General features: G+C 60.2%; 11 protein-coding genes. 7 read left to right on the forward strand and 4 right to left on the reverse strand.

Going from position 1 to position 19,240, the window contains the following annotated elements; genetic code table 11:
* Nucleotides 1-20 precede the first annotated feature (20 nt).
* Nucleotides 21-2,489, reverse strand: coding sequence for an adenylate/guanylate cyclase domain-containing protein (locus tag ACSQ3Z_RS00165; protein WP_436169415.1), 2,469 nt, complete (start codon nucleotides 2,487-2,489; stop codon nucleotides 21-23).
* Nucleotides 2,490-2,564: 75 nt separating this feature from the next.
* Nucleotides 2,565-3,656 carry a branched-chain amino acid ABC transporter substrate-binding protein gene (locus ACSQ3Z_RS00170; RefSeq protein WP_436169416.1) on the reverse strand — a complete coding sequence of 364 codons (1,092 nt, stop codon included), beginning with the start codon at nucleotides 3,654-3,656 and terminating at the stop codon, nucleotides 2,565-2,567.
* Nucleotides 3,657-3,850: 194 nt separating this feature from the next.
* Between ACSQ3Z_RS00170 and ACSQ3Z_RS00175 the strand changes: the two genes are divergently transcribed.
* From ACSQ3Z_RS00175 to ACSQ3Z_RS00185, 3 genes are all read left to right on the forward strand, one after another.
* Entirely contained in the window at nucleotides 3,851-5,401 is a 1,551-nt protein-coding gene (locus ACSQ3Z_RS00175) for an adenylate/guanylate cyclase domain-containing protein (protein ID WP_436169417.1), read from the forward strand.
* Nucleotides 5,402-5,912: 511 nt separating this feature from the next.
* Nucleotides 5,913-9,212 carry an ATP-binding protein gene (locus ACSQ3Z_RS00180; protein WP_436169418.1) on the forward strand — a complete coding sequence of 1,100 codons (3,300 nt, stop codon included), beginning with the start codon at nucleotides 5,913-5,915 and terminating at the stop codon, nucleotides 9,210-9,212.
* A gap of 18 nt (nucleotides 9,213-9,230) precedes the next feature.
* Nucleotides 9,231-9,911: a redoxin domain-containing protein gene (locus tag ACSQ3Z_RS00185; RefSeq protein WP_436169419.1), complete on the forward strand. Its 681-nt coding sequence runs from the start codon at nucleotides 9,231-9,233 to the stop codon at nucleotides 9,909-9,911.
* Here ACSQ3Z_RS00185 and ACSQ3Z_RS00190 read toward each other — a convergent pair.
* Together ACSQ3Z_RS00190 and ACSQ3Z_RS00195 are read right to left on the reverse strand one after the other, a co-directional pair.
* Nucleotides 9,885-10,205 (reverse strand): glycosyltransferase family 2 protein, encoded by a 321-nt coding sequence (locus tag ACSQ3Z_RS00190; protein ID WP_436169420.1) that lies wholly within the window; start codon nucleotides 10,203-10,205, stop codon nucleotides 9,885-9,887. The genes ACSQ3Z_RS00185 and ACSQ3Z_RS00190 overlap by 27 nt on opposite strands.
* The gene (locus ACSQ3Z_RS00195; RefSeq protein ID WP_436169421.1) at nucleotides 10,162-13,146 is read right to left on the reverse strand and encodes a glycosyltransferase; all 2,985 of its coding nucleotides are present in this window, start codon (nucleotides 13,144-13,146) and stop codon (nucleotides 10,162-10,164) included. The genes ACSQ3Z_RS00190 and ACSQ3Z_RS00195 overlap by 44 nt, the downstream gene beginning before the upstream one ends.
* 873 nt (nucleotides 13,147-14,019) lie before the next feature.
* Between ACSQ3Z_RS00195 and ACSQ3Z_RS00200 the strand changes: the two genes are divergently transcribed.
* The 4 genes from ACSQ3Z_RS00200 (at nucleotide 14,020) to ACSQ3Z_RS00215 (ending at nucleotide 18,932) form a co-directional block, all read left to right on the forward strand.
* Nucleotides 14,020-14,685, forward strand: coding sequence for a hypothetical protein (locus ACSQ3Z_RS00200; protein WP_436169422.1), 666 nt, complete (start codon nucleotides 14,020-14,022; stop codon nucleotides 14,683-14,685).
* 94 nt (nucleotides 14,686-14,779) lie between these two features.
* On the forward strand, nucleotides 14,780-17,350 hold the full coding sequence (locus ACSQ3Z_RS00205) for an OmpA family protein (RefSeq protein ID WP_436169423.1): 2,571 nt from the start codon (nucleotides 14,780-14,782) through the stop codon (nucleotides 17,348-17,350).
* A 16-nt stretch (nucleotides 17,351-17,366) separates the two neighbouring features.
* Nucleotides 17,367-17,858 carry a Rab family GTPase gene (locus ACSQ3Z_RS00210; RefSeq protein ID WP_436169424.1) on the forward strand — a complete coding sequence of 164 codons (492 nt, stop codon included), beginning with the start codon at nucleotides 17,367-17,369 and terminating at the stop codon, nucleotides 17,856-17,858.
* A gap of 3 nt (nucleotides 17,859-17,861) precedes the next feature.
* Nucleotides 17,862-18,932 (forward strand): adenylate/guanylate cyclase domain-containing protein, encoded by a 1,071-nt coding sequence (locus ACSQ3Z_RS00215; protein ID WP_436169425.1) that lies wholly within the window; start codon nucleotides 17,862-17,864, stop codon nucleotides 18,930-18,932.
* Nucleotides 18,933-19,240: the final 308 nt, after the last annotated feature.

Raw genomic sequence — 19,240 nt, forward strand, 5'->3', positions numbered from 1 at the left:
TCGTTGTGGACCAAGCCCTACTACCCGGGCTTGTGACAAAGCCGATCCAGCGCATCTCGAAGTGCAGTGGCGGCATCGCCACGCTCGTCAGGGGACATCAGCTCCGGTTCAAGTTCCAGCCTGAAGTGCGGCAGCTCGGTTCGAACGGCACGACGAGCGGCCGCCAGATTGGCCTTCAGATCGATGACGCGGTAGGTGGCGACGGGATAGGCGATCCCCTTGACCTGGACGTGCCCCAGTTCCTCGCAGTCGATTGAGTCCTTCACTTGCGCAAACGTCTCGTAGGAAATGAGGATGGCCCCCGGCGGCGCCTCCTGCTCCAGGCGCGAGGCGAGATTCACGGCGCCGCCGATTATCGTGTAGTCCATTCGGTCCTCGCTGCCGAAGTTACCGACGGTGCAGTAGTCGGTATGGATGCCGATGCGACAGCGCAGCGGTATTTCGATCCCCATGTCCCGCCAGACTTCGGCGAGCTCGCTAATCCGCTTTTGCATTGCTAGTGCCATCTGCGCGCAAGCCAGCGCGTCCTCCTTGACGCCGCGAGTCTCGGGATCGCCGAAAAACATCAGGATCGCGTCGCCGACATATTTGTCGATCGTCGCGCCGTGATCCGAAGCAATTTTCGACATTTCCGTCAGATAGTGATTGAGGAGTTGGGTGAGATCCTCGGATTCCATTTTGTCAGTGGTCTCGGTAAAGCCCGCGATATCGGAGAAGCATATTGTCAGTTTCTTCCGCTGGCTGGCGATCCTGACCTCCTGGCGGCCGGTGAATATCGAGCGATACACTTGGGGCGCCAGATACTTCGCCAGCTTGCTGGAAAGCGCCTCCAGAACCACGGATTTCTCGGCGAGGTTCTCCTCCCTTTGCTTCAGCTCAGTGATGTCCGAATAGACGGCGACCGTGCCGCCGGCGCTGATCCGCCGCTCGCTGATCATGACCCATCGCCCGTCCCCTCGCCGCTGCACCCAAGGTTCGCCAGGGTTGCGGTGCCGCGAGAGGCGCTCGGCGACCCACTCCTCGACCCGCCCCTCGGCGTCCCTGATGTAGCCGCGCTCAGCGGATCGGCGAATGATTTGCTCGAATGTCGTGCCGGGCGTCAGTTCGGTCTCCAGACCGGTGTAGAGCAATTCGCGGTAGCGGCTGTTGCTGAGGACGAGCCGGTCCTCCCCGTCGTACAGAGCGAATCCTTCGGAGATGCTTTCGATGGCATCGATGAGCCGCTGACGAGCTTCCGCAACGTCGCGCAGGTTCTTTTCCTCGACCTCGACAGCAGTATCCCGGAAGAGTCTCAGCGCTTCCGCCATGCGCCCGATTTCGTCGCTGCCCGCGGCTGGCAGCGGCGCATGCAGATTGCCACCCGCGATTGCAAGCATACCCTGGCTCACTGCTCCCAGACGGGCGAGAAGGCTACGATCGACGTAGAGCCAGACAACCAGAACCGAACTCAAGAGGCTGAAGAAGGCGGAGCCAAGGACAACTCCGGTACCATAGCGCTGGACGACCGCAGCTTCGCGACCGGACGCAGCGATCTCCTGGTCTGCCGTGGCGACCAGGCGATCGACGGCAGCGGTAAGATTGCGCGACAGCCGATTGTTTTCGGCTAGAAGCTTTTCGCCCTGCGCCAGGACGGCAAATTCGTCCTCCCGTGCCTTGAGGATGCTTTTCTCGCCGTCGGTTAGGGCTTTGAACTCCTCCACCCGCAGTTGGAAGCGGGTCCGCAGCTTCTCGTCGATCTGGGTGGAAGCCGTTTCAAGAGCGGCGAGCGAGCGGCGCAGCGGAAACAGGATCAACGCCAGGTCGCCCGGCGTTGGCGCATTCGCGGCCTTGACCAGCGCGTCGTTGACCGCCGAAATCTCCTGCTGCGCCTTCTGCTGTGGAATGTAGGCCGCAATCGCCTGGACCAGGTCCGCCATCGCCGCTGCGCGTCGATCCGGCGAAAGCGACGTGTCGGCCGCGACCGCCCGCCATTGCGGGAGCCTGGAATCCATCACCAGAATGCCGGTAGCCACGAGGCGCTGGCTTCCGGTCGTCGTCGCGGAGAGGCGGTTCAGGAGCTCCTCCTTGCGGGCGACCACGTCCAGCCGGGCGGCAACAAGAGAGTCGAGCTCCTTCAGGTTGCGCCTCAGAACAATCGCGGCTTCCTCGATTTCGGCCAAAGGCACTGTGCCGAGCGTAGCGTCCCTGAGGTCCGTGCGCAGAACCTCGAGACGGGACATCTCGACAGCGACAGCAGCAGAGACGGCGCTGTGCTCAGCCTTGCTTGTCGCTGCCAGCACCGAAGGCGCGGCAGCGGCTACCCGCTCGGCCTGGCGGGACAGCTGGAGGGAGGCGAGCGCCGGCGGCACTCGATCCCTGGTGATGCGGTCTACGACCTCGCCAACCTGAAGGAAGGCATAGAGGGCCGCGGCGGTTGCCAGCACCGCAAGGGCGCTGATCCCGAAGAAAGCGAACAGCAAGCGGCCGCGTATGCCGAGGCGTTCAAGCATCGCGGCGAGTCTGAAGGATCCCGCCACACTGGTCTGCATCAGATCTCAAGCGGCACGCCGCATGTCGACGGGTCCCTATTCAACCGGCACATACTCTCCACCTTTCCAGACGTACCAAACCCAGCTTTGCTTCGTCAGATCGCCCTTGTCGTCGAAATCGACCAGGCCCAGGACTGTGGGGAACTCATATCCGTGCAGTGCCGCGATGACCCCAGTCGGCTCCAGCGAACCCGCCTTCGCGACCGCCTGCGCCCAGATCTGGACGGCGGCGTAGCTGTGCAGCGTGTAACCGGCGGGCTCGAAGTTCTCGGCGCGGAACTTCTCCACAACCGCGGCCGCTTCAGGGTTTGGCCGCGGATCCGCCGGGAAGGTGAAAAGGGTCCCCTCGGCCGCAGGGCCGGCGATCAGGGCAAATTCCTCGGTCGCCAGGGCATCGCCCGAGACGATCTGAGCCGTGTAGCCGCGGTCGCGTGCACCGCGAACAATCAGCGCAACCTCGGTATGATAGCCGCCGACATACACCACGGCGATGCCCGCGGCCTGCAACGCAGCGATCTCCGAGGAATAGTCATTCTTGCCGGGGGTGTAGGCGTCGTAGACAGCTTCGGTCACGCCCCGCTTGTTCAACTGCTTTCTTGTCTCGTCGGCCAAACCCTTCCCGTAGGTCGAACTGTCGTGGAGGATCGCGATCTTCCTGTTGCCCCACTGGTCGGCCAGGTAATTGCCGGCCACGAGGCCCTGCGCATCGTCACGGCCAGTGACGCGAAAAACGTTGGTGCGGCCCTGTTCTGTCAGCAGCGGATTGGTCGATCCTGGCGAAATCTGCAGAACCTGCGCCGCCTCGTACACCTTGGATGCGGGAATCGAGGATCCCGAGCAGTAGTGCCCGACGACGAACACGACTCCGTCGGCCACCAGCTTCTGGGCGGCTGCCACCGCCTGCTCGGGATCGCAGAAATCGTCGACCGAGATGAACTCCACCTGCTGGCCGAGCACGCCTCCCGCCGCATTGATGTCGGCCACGGCCATCTCCGTGCCGCGTTGCATCTGCTCGCCGACCCAGGCGAGTGGCCCCGTGTTCGGACCTGCGCCGCCGATCAGCACGTCCGCATGCGCGGAACAGCTCAACGCGGCCGCTACGATGGCTATGGTGATGATGCGGTGCATGGATGCACCCCCAAGACCGTAGTTTACGCCAATCCCGCCAGCGGGGACAGCCCTTTCCGCGAGCGCGGATATCCTGGCTGTGCTGCGGCGCACACCCAATTTGGCGAAGCAATCGTACACTGGAATGGCGTGTTATAACTTCGTTCGCCGAGGTCGGAATCGCGCGCCAAATCCGGACGTTAGCACTGACCGGAGTGAGCGTCGCGATTGGGTCAAACTTCATCGAACGCCTTCTGCGAACGACCGCCCGCAACGAGCCGACATTCGTGTTTCCGCCAAGCGAACGATCACCATTCGATTGCCTGAGCCGATTGGTGCTACACTGGCGAACCTGCCAACGCCGCAGACCTCTGTTCAAGAATATGACCAAAGTAACCGCTCTACCTGACCAGATCGATTTTAACGTGGCCGCCGATGAGACCTTGCTCGAGGCGGCTCTCAGATCGGGCGTGCCGTTCGCCCATGCCTGCGGCGGCCGGGCGAAATGCTCGACATGCCGCGTCTGGGTGCTCGATGGCCTGGAGGCCTGCCCGGACCGGAATTCCGCTGAGACTTCGATGGCGGACCGGTTGAGATTGGCGGATGAAGTTAGGCTGGCCTGTCAGCTCAGGCCGGAAGGCGAGCTTCGCGTCCGACGCCTGGTGCTGGACGAAACCGATATGATGATCACCAGCCAGCTTGGCGGTTCTGCCGCGACGCGTTGTGGCGAAGCAAAGCATGTTGCGGTCTTCTTCAGTGACATTGTCGATTTCACGGCGCTGTCTGAGCGGCTTTCGCCCTACGACGTGATGTATCTGCTCAATCGCTACTTCGCCCAGGTCGGCGACATCATCGAGCAGAATGGCGGTTTCATCGACAAACTCATCGGCGATGGGCTTATGGCAATATTCGGCATCGACGACCAGCCCGACGCTCCGCTCCGCGCCGTCAACGCCGCGCTCCAGACCCTCGCCACAGTCGATCGTCTGAAGCCGTTCTTCAGCTCGATGTATGGCATCGATTTCGATATTCGTATCGGCCTCAACTATGGCGAAGCCGTCATCGGCACATTGGGTTTCGCCGGACACGAACGTCTCACGGCAATCGGCGATGTGGTGAATCTGGCCAGCCGGGTCGAGGCGGCCAACAAAGATGCTGGTACGCGCCTGCTGATATCCGAGGCCCTCCGCGACCAGATCGCCGAAAAGGTGGAAATCGCCGACTTCGTCAGGGTGCGCCTTCGCGGTACCGGCGAGCGCACAAGCCTGTTCGAAATCGTCAGGCTGAAGCCCGAAATTGACGCCGAGCTGAATGCCAGACGGCCTCGCGAAACCATCCGTCAGGGCGGCAGGAGGTGGATTCGCGCTTTTGCCGAAGGCGAGCTTCAGCCCTACGAACGCCGGATTCTCGATTTTGAAGATTACGATATCGTCGTCGTTCGCGGATCCGACAACTATTGCGCCTTCAACAATGCCTGCCCACATCTTCATCTGCCGCTCTACGAACGCCGAAGTTCCGCTCAGGCCGAAGTGCTGAAGCTCCCACACACGGAGAGCACGATCACCGCAGATCTTGGCCTGGTCTGCCGCTGGCATCAGAGTTGTTTCGACCTGCTTACCGGCGAAATCAGGGAGTGGGCAAAGTTGGAGCACGATGGTACCAGGGCGGGCCTTGAATATTTGGGTGACATTTCGAAAAACCGCGCAAAGCTGATCGTGTATCCCTGCCGAAAGCAGGACGGCTTTGTGTGGATCGGGCTCGAGTGAAGCGACTTTCCGATATTTCAGTTTTCCGTCGCGATCCCATGTCGCCTTTTCTCACATTATCGGACCTTCGTGATCGTGAGACTGAACGGCAGCATCGGGTCAAACTTCACCGTACGCCTTCTGTGAACGAGCGTCCGCAACGGGCTTGAATGGTGCCGTTTGTCGGGTCGATGGGAACGAGCAAGTAGCGCCAACTGCCGACGCTCAGCGCCAGACAATCAGCGTCTTGTTTTGGGCGTAAGCAGTAAGTCCGCTTGTGGTCAGGGAAGAACGATAGCGGATGGCTTGCTGATATCCTCGAACAGGGCTGTCAACGCTGCTTCGACGCAAACGACAGCCACTCAGCCGCCCGTATCGGCAGCGCTCTGCCACCGGACCCACACTGATCGCTCGATGCCCATTTGCGCTGCCGCTTGCTGGTCGACGGCTATCGGTTCATCCTTGTGAATACCCTGGCCGTGAAGTGCGTAGCGAGATCACGCCGTCACGGCCCCTAGTGAGGTCTTGTTCTATGGACTGCTCGGGCTGCGGTTTCGAGGTTGAGGGCGGTTACGCTTTCTGTCCGAGGTGTGGCAGGCGCCAGCCCGTGCCATGCGCCAGTTGCGGCTACCCCTGCGCACCTGATTTCGAGTTCTGTCCGAAATGTGGGGCAAGCGTTGGTGCGCCCGCAAAAGCCGTCGAACGGCCTGCTCCGACGCCAAGCCGGACCATTGTGTCGCCTTCTCGAACTCCGTCGCTGCTTCCGAACATCGAAAGCGAAGATGGGCTGCATCCCGTCTCTGACGCCGATCGCCGGACGGTAACGGTCCTGTTCGCCGACCTTTGCGGCTTCACGACACTCAGCGAGCAGCTCGACCCCGAGGTGATGCAAGCGTTGCAGAACGAACTGTTCAAGGAGTTGACGGCGGCCGTGCGAAGCTTTGGCGGTTTCGTCGACAAATTCATCGGCGATGCACTGCTCGCTTTGTTCGGTGCGCCGGTCGCGCATGAGGACGATCCTGAACGTGCGCTTCGCGCCGCTCTCGACATGATCGCCCGGACGGCGCGGCTCGGCGAAAGCGCGCCCCACTCCGGCTCGCCTTTGTTACTCCACATCGGCATAAACACTGGTCCGGTCGTCACTGGCGGATTGGGCATCGGCACCGCCAAATCCTATTCGGTGACCGGCGACACCGTGAATACGGCGCAACGCCTGCAATCGCTGGCCGCACCGGGTGAGGTGCTGGTAGGCGAGCTCACTCACAGGCTGACCCGGCATGCCTTCTCTTACGAGCCGCTGGGTGATGTCGTGCTTCGCGGCAAGGCTGGCAGTGTGCTCGTCCATCGACTGGATGCACCGCTTGCGGCGCCGCGTGCAGCGCGTGGGCTCGAGGCGCTCGGCCTCAGCGCGCCGATGATAGGTCGTGGTGCGGAGCTTCATAGAATGCTGGCGAGCCTTGACCAGGCGTGCGGCGGCTCGGCCCAACTTGTCCGCCTCGTCGGAGAAGCCGGTATCGGGAAATCGCGGCTCGTGAAGGAGTTCGTCGCCCGCGTCGGCGACGAGGATCGTTTTCGCAACGTCGCCGTGCGGCAGGCCACGTGCTCACCGCTGGGCGAACAATCATTTGGCGCCTTGGGCGCAGTGGTGCGCAGCGCTGCCGGGATGATGCAAAACGACAATGGGGACGAAATGCGGGGTAAGCTCGCAGGCTTGCTTGCCGATCTCGGCCTGCAGGGCGAGGAGGCGAAGCGGCTGATGCCTTTGCTCTACCATGTGCTTGGCCTTGGCGACCCCGATGCCACCTTGCAGCATGTCGAGCCCGAGCAGCTGCGGCGGCAAATTCTCTATGCAGTCCGCACAATCATCGAGCGGCGGCTTGCGTTGTCGCCGCTGTTGATTGTCGTCGAAGACCTGCATTGGGCCGACGCCGTGTCGCTCGAGGCACTACGTTTCGTGATGGACAGGTTGGAACGCACGCGGCTGATGGTGCTGGTCACGCATCGTCCGGCGCCGGACAACGGCCAGCTCGACTCAAGTCGGGTCAGTCACACAGCACTCAGGCTTTCGCCGCTCAACAGTGATGACGAACGCAGCCTGCTGGCGGCGCTTTTCGGCGAGAGCTGGGTAAACTCCGCAGGAGGGCTTCTCGACCAGATCCTCGAGCGCGCGGGCGGCAACCCCCTTTTTGTAGAGGAGATCGTTCGCGGCCTTATCGATCGCGGTGTACTGATGCGCGAGGGCCAGCGATGGCGGACTGTGGCAGGCGAAGTCACAACCGGCATTCCCGCCACTATCCAGGCAATGTTGCTCGCTCGCGTCGACCGGCTGCCCCCAGAGGTGCGCCGGTTGGCCCAGGAAGCCGCCGTAATCGGCCCGCGCTTCGATGCCACACTGCTGAAAACCGTGACAGCCGACCCCGCCCGGCTAGAAGCCGGCTGCGAACTGCTTTGCGATGCGGAAATCATCGAGGAAGTTGCCGGATCAGGCTCGGTCTCGTCGCAAAGCTACCGCTTTACGCAAACATTGCTGCAGGACGTGATCTACCAGAATCTGCTCCTGCAACGCCGGACCGACATCCACGGGCGGGTCGGTGCTGCCTTGCAGCAACTGTGCGGCGACAAGCCGGAACGGCTCGAGGATTTGACCGTGCTCGGTCATCATTTCGCACAGAGCGCCGAGCGGGAGAGGGGTGCGCATTACCTGCAGGCGGCGGGCGATCGCGCTCGCATGATATACGCCAACGACGACGCCCTTCGATTCTACGAGCGAGCACTGGCTGCGTTGGGCGCGATCGGGCAAACACCGCTCAAACTGGCAATTGCAGAGCGCATTGCCGATTTGAGCGGCCCGGTAGGCCGCCGCGAGATCGCGCACCACCACTACGAGACGGTGTTGCAGGCATACCGCGAGTCAGCCGATCGTGTCGCTTCGGCGCGAGTTTTGCGTAAGATCGGTCGGCTGCTATGGGACGTCGGCAAGCGGGACAACGCAGAATCCCGCTATGCTGAAGCGGCAGCGCTCCTCGATGGCGCGGATGCCCCGATCGAGCAGGCGCATCTCTGGCAAGAACGCGGCCGACAGGCGTTCCGAAGCGGAGAACACGCTCTCGCGGCAAAATGGGCAGACGCGGCGCTGGATTGCGTACAGGCTCTGACAACGGAGCATGTCTCCGAGGTAGGGTGTGATGCCACTCTTGTGACCGCCGAGGCACTTAATACCAAGGCTGTTGCGCTGGCTCGCCTTGGGCGAAACCGTGAAGCAGTGCATCAGATTGAGCGTAGCATCGAATTGGCCGAAGCCGCCGGTTTACTGGGCGCGGCCTGCCGCGGCTACACCAATCTCGGCGTGCTTTACACGACCATCGATCCGGTACACGCGATGGAGGTCTGTCGGCGCGGTCTTGAAGTGGCGCGCCATATTGGTGATTTGGGCTTCCAGGCGCGCCTTCTCGCCAATCTGGCGGTTGCTTGTTGTACTTTCACGGATCGCTGTCCAACGGAGGGCGTGCCTGCTGCCGAGAAGGCCATCGAGATCGACCGGGCGCTCGACCAGCGCGAGCACCTGCCGGTGCCGTTGATCGTGCTTGGGCAGATCCACCAGTGCAACGGCCGTCCGGACCTGGCGGTTGGCTTGTTCCACGAAGCACTGGACGTAGCCCGCGAAACGGGCGAGCCCCAACTGCTGTTTCCGTGCTATGATGGTCTCGCAACGCTTAATCTCGACCTCGACAATCTGGCCGAGGCCGAACGCTACTTTTCCCTGGCGCAGGGTATATGCGCCCAGCACGGGCTCGACCCGGAAGCGCTTGTGGTGCTGCCTTTTCTCGACTAGCCGGGTTGGAGGTTGGAAATGTCCGCGGGTAGTGACTTGGTACCGCTTCAACCGGGCGACCGTGCGCCGAACTTGGTGCTCGACGCCATTACCCGGGAGGGCAAGATCGCGCTTGACGATTTTCGCGGACAAAAACCGGTGCTGGTCGGCCTGTTTCGAGGTCTGCATTGTGCGTTTTGCCGGCGCCATATCGCCGCCCAGGCGCGGCTTGATCCGGAGCTGCGCGAAAAGGGCGTGGGGAGCCTGACGGTGGTGAACACGCCGATCGAACGGGCGCGTCTCTATTTCCGCTACCACCCGATGCCGAATCTGCTTGCGGCCTCCGACCCTGAACGCGCTTCACATCGTGCTTTTGGACTGCCCAATCTCGAATTCACCCAAAACGAAACGAACTGGCCGTACAAGGTCTCGATGGCAGCGGCAAAGGATATGCGGGTCGACCTGCCAAGCGAGTTGCCCGGTCCTATGGATCCTTTTGCGGCCAGCGAAATCCTCAACAAGAAGGACAATTACGAAGTGACCGAAGCCGACGAGCAGATGATGGCAACGGGACACGGACAACTGATAGGTCAGTTCCTGCTGGACCGGCAGGGGATCGTCCGCTGGAGCTTCACGGAGGTTCCAGAGGGTGGGCGATACATGTTTGGGGCGCCAAGCCCGCAGGAGCTGATGTCAGCCGTGTCCCAAGTCGCCCAATAGACTTGCGAATGCGATTAGGTTGGATCGCGCCGCTCGCCAACCCGTATTGCGGGCGGCGGCCACACCGGCGTTTGCCTGCTCGATCAGCCGCACGCGCGTGTCGATCTCCGCGTGACATCGGGCGATCGCGGCAATCTGGTCGCGTGAGCCATCGTCAACAACAATAATCTGAGCGCACGATAGGACTGAGCGCGCACACCGCGGAGCGTCTCGTCGATTGTATCTTGCGCATTGTGAGCGGGTGACAAGTTCACCGTTTATCGAGCACGGCCTCGACAGTGGCAACAAAGTCATCGAGCGAGCGGTCCCCGCGAATCTCGATGCGCGGAAGGTCGATGGGATCGCAGTCGAGGTCCGCCGGCCCGTGTTTGCGGCCGAAGCCGATTCGATAGCCGCACTCCTTGGCCAGCCGGCCAAGCCGTCGGTCGGTGACAGAGAAGGGTGCCGCGAACGCCGTGGTTGGCCGACCGGTCCACCGTTCGATGAACATACGAGAGCGCAGGAGCTCGGCGGCCAAGTCAGAGCTCGACAGACCATCGATCGCGCGATGCGTCGCCAGATGGCTTCCGAAGAACGCACCTTCGCCGGAGAGGCGTCGCACCGTCCCGGCGTCCATAAGCTGCGTCGGCGTCCCGCTGTCGGCGTCCCACTGTGCACTTTCACCCACCAAGTCCGTCACCAGGAACACTTCCGCGGTCAGGTCGTTTGCGCGCAAGGTCGGCCAGGCATGGTCGGCAAAGTTCTGGAAGCCGTCATCGAAGGTGATGACCACTGGGCGGCCAACGAAAGGCTGACGGTTGGCGATGGACCCTTCCAACTGCTCGGACCCAATCGCGTGGAACCCATTGGCGCGCAGCCATGCCATCTGGCTGGCGAATGCGGCCGGTGTGAGCCGAAAACGGGCGAGCGCGGCCGGACCTTCATCGGCGACGCCGTGATACATGAGGACAGGGACACGCTGGCGCCGCTCGCTACGTGCGACGTCGCGGCGCAAGGCCCGCGCCCCGCCCCAGACGATATTTCGCGCGACCCCGATTCCGACGGGCGCGCGGATTGGCACATGAACAATCATCGGTTCCGTCGCCACGTCGTCCGGTGACAGGCGGCGGAAGCGGTCTATGCGATAGAGCTCGGTCTGGATCGATTGCTCCAAGACGAGGCCTTCGGTCGTTGCCAGCGACTCTGAGATCACTTGTGCACCGAATGTGTTCCAGTCGAAGCCCGTCCTTTCAACATTGTCACGTAGCACGAATGCGTGTGCGCTGATGAAACTGCCGCCAGGCGCCAACGCCTCAGCGAATTTTTTGGCGATGCGCCGCAACTCGGCGAGGTCATCCAGGTAGTAGAGCACTTCCGAACAGACGATCAGATCCATCTCACCCGGCAGCGTGTCCGCAGCGAAATCCAGTACGCCGAACTCAACATTCGGCTGATCGCTGCATCGGGCACCCGCCCGCCCGATGGCTATGGCGGAGATGTCAGTTGCGGTCAAATGGCCCACTCGCGGCGCCAGCTGCCGCGTGAAATGGCCCTCCGCGCAGGCCAGCTCAAGCGCCTGTCCGATGGGACCGGCAGGCAGAATTTCGAGCTGCCGCTCATATTTTTCCTGCTCATAGAGCGAACCGTAGTTCCAGGGATCCTCGGTCGCGAAATAGCGATTCCAGAACGACGTGCGATCATTGTCGTGCCCATCCGCGGCCCGTGCGCGGCGCGGCGCGGCGAGAGGCTCTGCAGGTTCGGCGCTCGAGCGAACCAGGTCCCGCGCTTCCACGGCCAATTGCGCGAGCCTGCCGAAGTGGCTGTCCGGATCAGACCGGCGCCCCGCCATGGTCAACAATGCCTCGGTTGCAAACATGTTTGACGTGTCGGCACCGGCGCCCTTTTGGGGGGAATGTACCGACGATCGCCTCACGTGCTCATAGCGGGAGAGGCTGCCTACAAACCGCTCAGGGGGCACGACATTCAGGATCAATTCAATCCAATGACGCCTTGTCACTTTCCCGAGTACGCCGAACTGCACGACAGCCTCGATCTGGCCATCCATCATCAGATAGGCATAAATTTGATCGATTCCTTGCGGAAGGTCGATCGAGGTCGGATTTCGAGCGTCGACGCGAATTCCAAGTGTCCGCGCCAGCCTGCGCGGCGCGGCAAGATCGTCGACGTCGAGAAGCATTTGCTCAAGCTGATACTGGACGCGGCGAGCCGCGACGGGATTGTCCCAGACCTTGCCGAGTTCGTTGATCAACTCGGTGAGGGAGCCGCCGAACCTGTCCCACCTGGCAGCCAGTTGCGCCGGCGCCGACAGGCTTCCTACCATAAGGCCATCGACGGCCACCTGGGCGATCTCACGCGCCCACTTACGTCCTGCCGGGAGCGCGCGCAGGGACTGCGGGTTGATCGAGCGCGAGCCGCAGCCGCAATCCGACGCTGCGTTCCACAACGCGAACCACGCGAGTGCTTCGGAAGCGGTACGGCCGTCCGCCTCGATCGCGCCATTGGCGTGAGCCGATGCCGGGTGTTTGACCCTAGGATCAGGAGAAAAGCCGCGGGCGATCACGATTTCCGAATCTGCCAGCATCTGCGTCGAATTGCGGGTGAGCGCGTTGGGGCTGGTCCGATAGAAAGCGAGCGGCTCGTCGACCATCACCCAATTTTTGCCCAGACGTGCGAGGCGCTGCCACAGATCCCAGTCCTCGCAGGTGCGCAGCGATACATCGAAACCACCCAACTCGACAATTGTCTCCCGGTCGACGAGCAGCGCGTGAGTGCGGATGGCACACTGGCGGGCAAATGTTTCGAAGGGCTGGATCGCAACCTCGGTTGCGATGCTCGACGGGGTGAGTTCGCCATCGGGCATCACGCGCCGAGAGCCGCAATAGGCGGCCACTGCATCGGGAGCGGTTTTCAGTGCGGCCAGCATTTTCGCAAGGAAGCTGGCGTCCACCCAATCGTCCGCATCCAGAAACATGAGCCAGTGGCCGCGCGCTGTCGAAATCCCGCTATTGCGCGCGCCGGCGGCGCTATAGGCGCAAGAGCTCAACGTCCGAAATCGGGCATCGCGCTCCACATAGCCGGCGATGATCGCGGGCGTGCGGTCCGTGGAGGCGTCGTCGACGATGATCGCCTCCCAATCCACTATTTCCTGATCGAGAAGGCAATCGAGTGCGCGCGCCAGCGTTACCTCCGCGTTGTGCGCAGGAACCACGATGGAAACCAAGGGATTATGCGCCACGCCGTCTTACCGCGCCTGGCTGGCAAGCGTTGCGCCGATGGTTTGCTCGGCATTGAACATCGGTACCACAACGCCTCCGGTAGCATGGACCTGGATCATCGAGCTTTCGTTTTCTTCGGCAAGAGTCGGCGAATGTCAAAAACGGATGACGGCATCGGATGGCAGCACTGCTCTCTCAAGATCGGGGCGAATTAGAGGCAGGCAAAAAGACCTGAAGACAGGCTTGAATGGCAAGCGCTCATGCCCGACGGCTTAGAGCTTAGGTCGATGCGCCGGGGCATTTCCGCTCGCGCATTTCTTCACCACTCGGGTGAGGATCATCTGGTCCCCGCCATTCCGCCTTGTGAACAAGCCTGACCTGGCTTGCAGAAGGGTTGTACTGACGCGGGCGTTGACGGTGACACCGTATGACCGCCGCGCTCGACAAGATCGCGAAAGCTTTCCAACCAGATCCGAGGGATCATGAAAACGTTCGGCTTGCTCGTTCCCGCCGGCAAGGAAGCTGATGGTCGCAGTATACAGCCGGGTGCGAGACATTATGTGCGCCGCCAGACCAGCGAAATGCGATGCATCTAAAGAGTCTGCGCTACTTAATTGCGCGCTCCAATAGCTATAGCCTGACATTGTATCACTCATTTCGATAGTAGATTGCGCCCATGGTCGATTAGATTAGCCGGTTATGGCCTATCACGAAGAGACACTAGAGTGACACCAATCGGAACTTCTGCATTTGTTGCCATTCCAGAGACGTAAAAGGGACGCACGAATCGGCCTAGGCCAAAAGTCCGGCTTGTGGGCCGGGCATTTTGCTGACATGTTCGCCTGTTTCTGAGTTTTGCACTGGGGCAGTTGTTCAACTGAAGGGGCATAAGGATGGCTAAGGAAACTTCGAGTACCGCTTCTTCTGCAAGTAAAGCGGACGCAAATCTGATAAGTAATGCAGAGGGAAACGGGCTAAACTTCATGGCGGTCCAAGCTCGCGAGAGCGGGGCCCCCGGCGACGCTGTAGGTGTCGACAAGATACGTGATCTGCTGTTCGGCAACCAGATGCAGGACTATGACCGCCGTTTTTCCAAGCTTGAAGACCGGTTCTTGCAGCGCTTCAAGGATGTCGAATCCGAGGCCAAGCGGAATCTTGAAACGTATGAGTCAAATGCAAAGAAGCAGGTCGAATCGCTCGCGGCGCAATTGCGGAACGAAAAAGATGCACGAGCCGAGGCCGACAAGGAGATCGACCGGAATCTTCGCGAGCACAATCAGGCGCTTGAAAAGCAGGTGCGCGCGTTGTCGGATCAATTGAGCGAGCTTGAGCGCGAAGTTGCGGACCGGATAAATCGAAACGATCATTTGCTGCGTGAGGAAATCAAGCAAAAGAATGAGACCATTCAGATGGTAATGGAGAAAATGTTTTCCGATCTCGGCAACGTCAAGACCGACCGAAATCTTTTGGCCGGCCTGTTTGTCGAGGTTGCAAAATGTCTAAATCAGGATCCCGTCGGCAGCAAGAGCAACTCGGAACGTAATTGGAAAGCGAGTTGATCGGAACTTGACGTCGACCGTCGACCCAATCAGCCGTCCTCAAAGACCAGCTTCGAACGATACAGAGATTGATCGCGGGGCTCTGGCTAGTCTTTTGCTCGAAATTGCCCGGAACGTTGATCCGGACTACCGTGCGCGTTTCGACGGTGTTCCGACCGCCGATCCTCGCATGGAAACGCTGCGGCAGTTGCTGGTCGGCGGCGAAATTTCGGAGCTTTCACGAGTTACGCACCTGCTCGACGAACCTGAGCAGCTTGCGGCTGCAGTGGGGGGCGTTCTCCCCAGTGCTGCCGCACGTGCGCCTCATGCGCAACTCGGCGAGGCCCTTGCGCCAGCTGTCGAGAGGGCTGTGCAACGGTCCATCCAGAAGAGCCCGCGTACGCTCACGGATATATTATACCCGGTATTTCTGCCGGCAATTCGCAAGTCGATCGGGGAAAAGATCGACCAGACCTTTCAGTCGCTGAATGAAACTTTAAGACATATATTTACCTGGCATGGGCTCAAGTGGAGATTTGAAGCTTGGAGAACAGGTGCAAGCTTCTCGGAAGTTGTTCTTAAGCATTCTCTTGTATACCGCGTAGAACATGTCTTTCTCATTAATCGCAATTCCGGGCTTTTGATAGCGCATGTGACTGCCGATAATGCAACTAGCGAAGATCCTCAACTCATTTCTTCGATGCTTAGTGCAATTCAAGATTTTGTGAAAGACTCGTTTAACGAGAAAGAACAGAGCGGCCTGGACACTATCCGTTTTGGGGAGCTTCGTCTCTGGTCAGAAGTTGGACCGTTTGCGACCTTGGTTGCGGTGATCCGGGGAAATCCGCCAGAGGAATTACATGAAATAGTTCGCGATGTGTTGCTTCGCATCCATGATGAATGCTCACAGGCTTTAGAGCAGTTTGACGGCGACAGTTCGCAGTTGATCGGCGTAGAGACGCAGTTGCAGACCTGCGTTGAACTGAAGCAGGAGGACTCAAACCAGGGATTTCCGTGGCTGGTGGTGGCTGCAGTCCTGCTGGTTTTGATTCCGGCAGGCGGTTGGTTCTTTCTTTCCTGGCAATCCGGGCAGCGCTGGCAGGCCTATGTGTCGCGACTGGCGACCCAGCCGGGCATCATCGTTGCCGAACAAAAGGTGAGCGATGGCCAATTCTATATTGCCGGCCTGAGAGACCCGCTTGCCGCCGACCCGCTGTCGCTGTTGTCCGGAACGCAGGTCGATCCCGCCCGCGTTCATTCACGCTGGCAATTCTATCAGAGCCTTGAGCCGGAGTTCGTGTTGAAGCGGCTAACGGCGTCGCTGGCTCCGCCGGATTCAGTACGACTTTCGATCGTCGAGGATCGCATCGTTGCCGAGGGTGAGGCTCCCGACACCTGGATAGATCGGGCGCGCGCAGCGGCCCGACAGCTTTCGGCAGGCGGACCGGAGTTCGACATCTCCAAGGTTCGTGATGTGAGCCCCGAAGCACGCGCGGCGGAGCGCTGGCAGGCCTATGTGTCGCGACTGGAGACCCAGCCGGGCATCATCGTTGCCGAACAAAAGGTGCGCGATGGCCAATTCTATATTGTCGGCCTGAGAGACCCGCTTGCCGCCGACCCGCAGGCTCTGCTGTCCGGAACAGAGGTTGATCCCGCCCGCGTTCATTCGCAGTGGCAATTCTATCAGAGCCTTGATCCGGAGTTCGTGCTGAAGCGGCTGATGGCGTCGCTGACCCCGCCGAAATCGGTTCGGCTTTCGATCGTCGAGGATCGCATCGTTGCCGAGGGTGAGGCTCCCGACACCTGGATAGATCGGGCGCGCGCGGCGGCCCGACAGCTTTCGGCAGGCGGACCGGAATTCGACATCTCCAAGGTTCGTGATGTGAGCCCCGAAGCACGCGCGGCTGAGCACTGGCAGCATTATGTGTCGCGACTTGAGGCCCAACCGGGAATCATCGTCGCCCAACAAACGACGAGGGGCGGACATTTCTACATTTCCGGCCTGAGAGACCCGCTTGCCGCCGACCCGCAAGCTCTGCTGTCCGGAACGCAGGTTGATCCTGCCCGCGTTCATTCGCAGTGGCAATTCTATCAGAGCCTTGATCCGAAGTTCGTGGTGAAGCGGCTGACGGCGTCGCTGACCCCGCCGAAATCGGTTCTGCTTTCGATCGTCCAGGATCGCATCGTTGTCGTGGGTGAGGCTCCTGCCGCCTGGATCAACCGGGCGCGGGCCGCCGCCCAACAACTTTCGGCGGACGGAGTGGCTCTGGATGTCTCGCAGCTGCATGAGCTGAGCCTTGCAGAACTCAATCATTTGAGAGAGGCCATCCAGGCGACCGATATTTTCTTCTATTCCGGCAAAGCTGTGCCGGGACCAGAGCAGATCCCGGTTCTCGACAGGTTGGCGGATCAAATAAAGGAATTCGCCCAAAAAGCCCGCAAGTCAGGCGTAACAGCGCGGTTCATGTTGACCGGCCATTCGGACGCCACGGGCCGTGAGACGGCCAACGTGTCGATTAGCGCCGCCCGCGCCGAGACAGTTCGTGCGCTTCTCAACAAGCGCGGCGTCGCTCCGGAACTGCTGCTGGTTCGGGGCGCGGGCACCTTTGAGCCGGCGGTGCCTGAAAATAGTCAAACTGGGAGCTCCACCAATCGCCGGGTTTCGGTTACGGTAAACCTAGACTAGTGGGGAGCCTGGGATATTGCAAAAAAAGATCTGCATGTTGGGCGGGTTCGCTGTCGGAAAGACGAGTCTGGTTCGCAGGTTTGTGCAAAGCATCTTTTCAGAAACCTACTTGACCACGGTGGGAGTGAAAATCGACAAGAAGAGTGTCGCACTCCCGGACAAAACCGTGGATCTGATTTTGTGGGATTTGGCCGGCGAAGACGATATCGGCTCATTCCGCGTCAGCTATGTGCGGGGTGCGACCGGACTCGTGCTTGTCGTCGATGGAACCCGCGCCGCTACTCTTGCCGTGGCGCTCACGCTGCGCGAGCGGGCCGAGGCCGAATTTGGCGCTATGCCGTCTGTATTGCTGTTCAACAAATCCGATCTGGCCGACCGGTGGGAAATATCGGATAGTGAGATTAACGAACTCAGGCAACTTGGATGGCAAATCTATCTAACAAGTGCGCTTTCGGGTGAACATGTTGATGATGCGTTTCGTCAGCTTGCTTCGATGGTCACCAAATAGACCATGCATGGATTGCCAAGAGAAGTCAGAAGCTGGATTTACAATTTCTTCTACAATGAGCACTCTATCGCATATCTGAAAATTGACGCCCAGCATTGCATAGCTGCGAAGGGCGGAAGTGTCGAACATTACGGACTCTCATCACTTCGCATTGGTAAGCCTGTTGCCGAGCAGCTTGAATTCATGGAAGGTTTGCTGCCTTGCCCGGAGCTTCCATATCATATGGAAATGGTCGAACTGCCCAGCGGGCGTGTCGCGGACCTTCATCTTTTTGCTGACAATGCCTGCGTGTGGCTGCTCTTTCTTGACGCCACTGCCGAACGCGACAATAGGCAGCGGCTTCAACAGAAGGCTTATGAAATGACGCTCCTGCAAGAGAGGGAGCGTCAACTCAACGAGAAATTACAATCGACGAACGAGGCGTTGAGGAAGAGCCAAGAGGGATTGTCGCGTGAATACCAGCGCGCCGAAACCCTACTCCTCAACATTCTTCCGGCGTCGATCGCGGAGCGGTTAAAAGCGCACAAAAAAATTGCTGACAACCACGCAGAGGTGAGTGTGCTTTTTGCCGACATCGTCGGTTTTACGGAAAGAGCGCGGAGCGTCGGAGCTGTGACGACGCTCGCTATCTTAAATTACTTTTTCAAGGCGGCGGATCGGCTCTCTGAACGATACGGCTGCGAAAAGATCAAGACAATCGGCGATTGTGTGATGGTGGTCGCTGGCCTGCCCACCGCGCGATCCGATCATGCAGAAGCCCTCGCGCACTATGCAGTTGAACTGCGGAAGGCGGTTAAGCGCGAACGCTTCGCAGGAGAACCGCTGAGACTCAGAATTGGAATTCACTCAGGACCAATCGTCGCGGGCGTCATAGGCAAGAGGCGGTTCGCGTATGACCTGTGGGGCGAGACCGTTAATCTCGCCGCACGTATTCAAACGTCCGCGGAGCCCGATGAAATCCGTATTTCTGATGCAACTCACCAACTGCTTGGACCAAATTTTGCTTGCGACCCACTCGCGGAAACGGAATTGCGTGGTACAGGTCGTGTGCAAATGTGGCGGCTCCCGGCCTGATTTGCCGCTTTGGCAGTGCCGACCCTGGAGCGCATTGCATCTCAAGCAACGCATGGTTTCAAATGTCCGCAGAGGTGCGGTCGACCACCGAGCGACCGCCAAAGGTCTGTCCTGGGTCAACTCAGGACATCGTATCCTCGAGATTTAACGTCCGCTATCGTTCTTCCCTGCACCACAAGCGGACCTACAACTCCCGGCCCGTAGCCGTCATTTCCAAAGTTGTGTCCCATTGGCCGCTTTTTGGCGCAGTCGGCCCATCCTCCAGTTGCCTGGCGTCGACCACAGCAAGAATGTGGTCGCGCCAAGCA

Origin of the sequence: Mesorhizobium sp. LjNodule214 (assembly GCF_964252735.1) — a bacterium.
Taxonomy (GTDB): Bacteria; Pseudomonadota; Alphaproteobacteria; order Rhizobiales; family Rhizobiaceae; genus Mesorhizobium.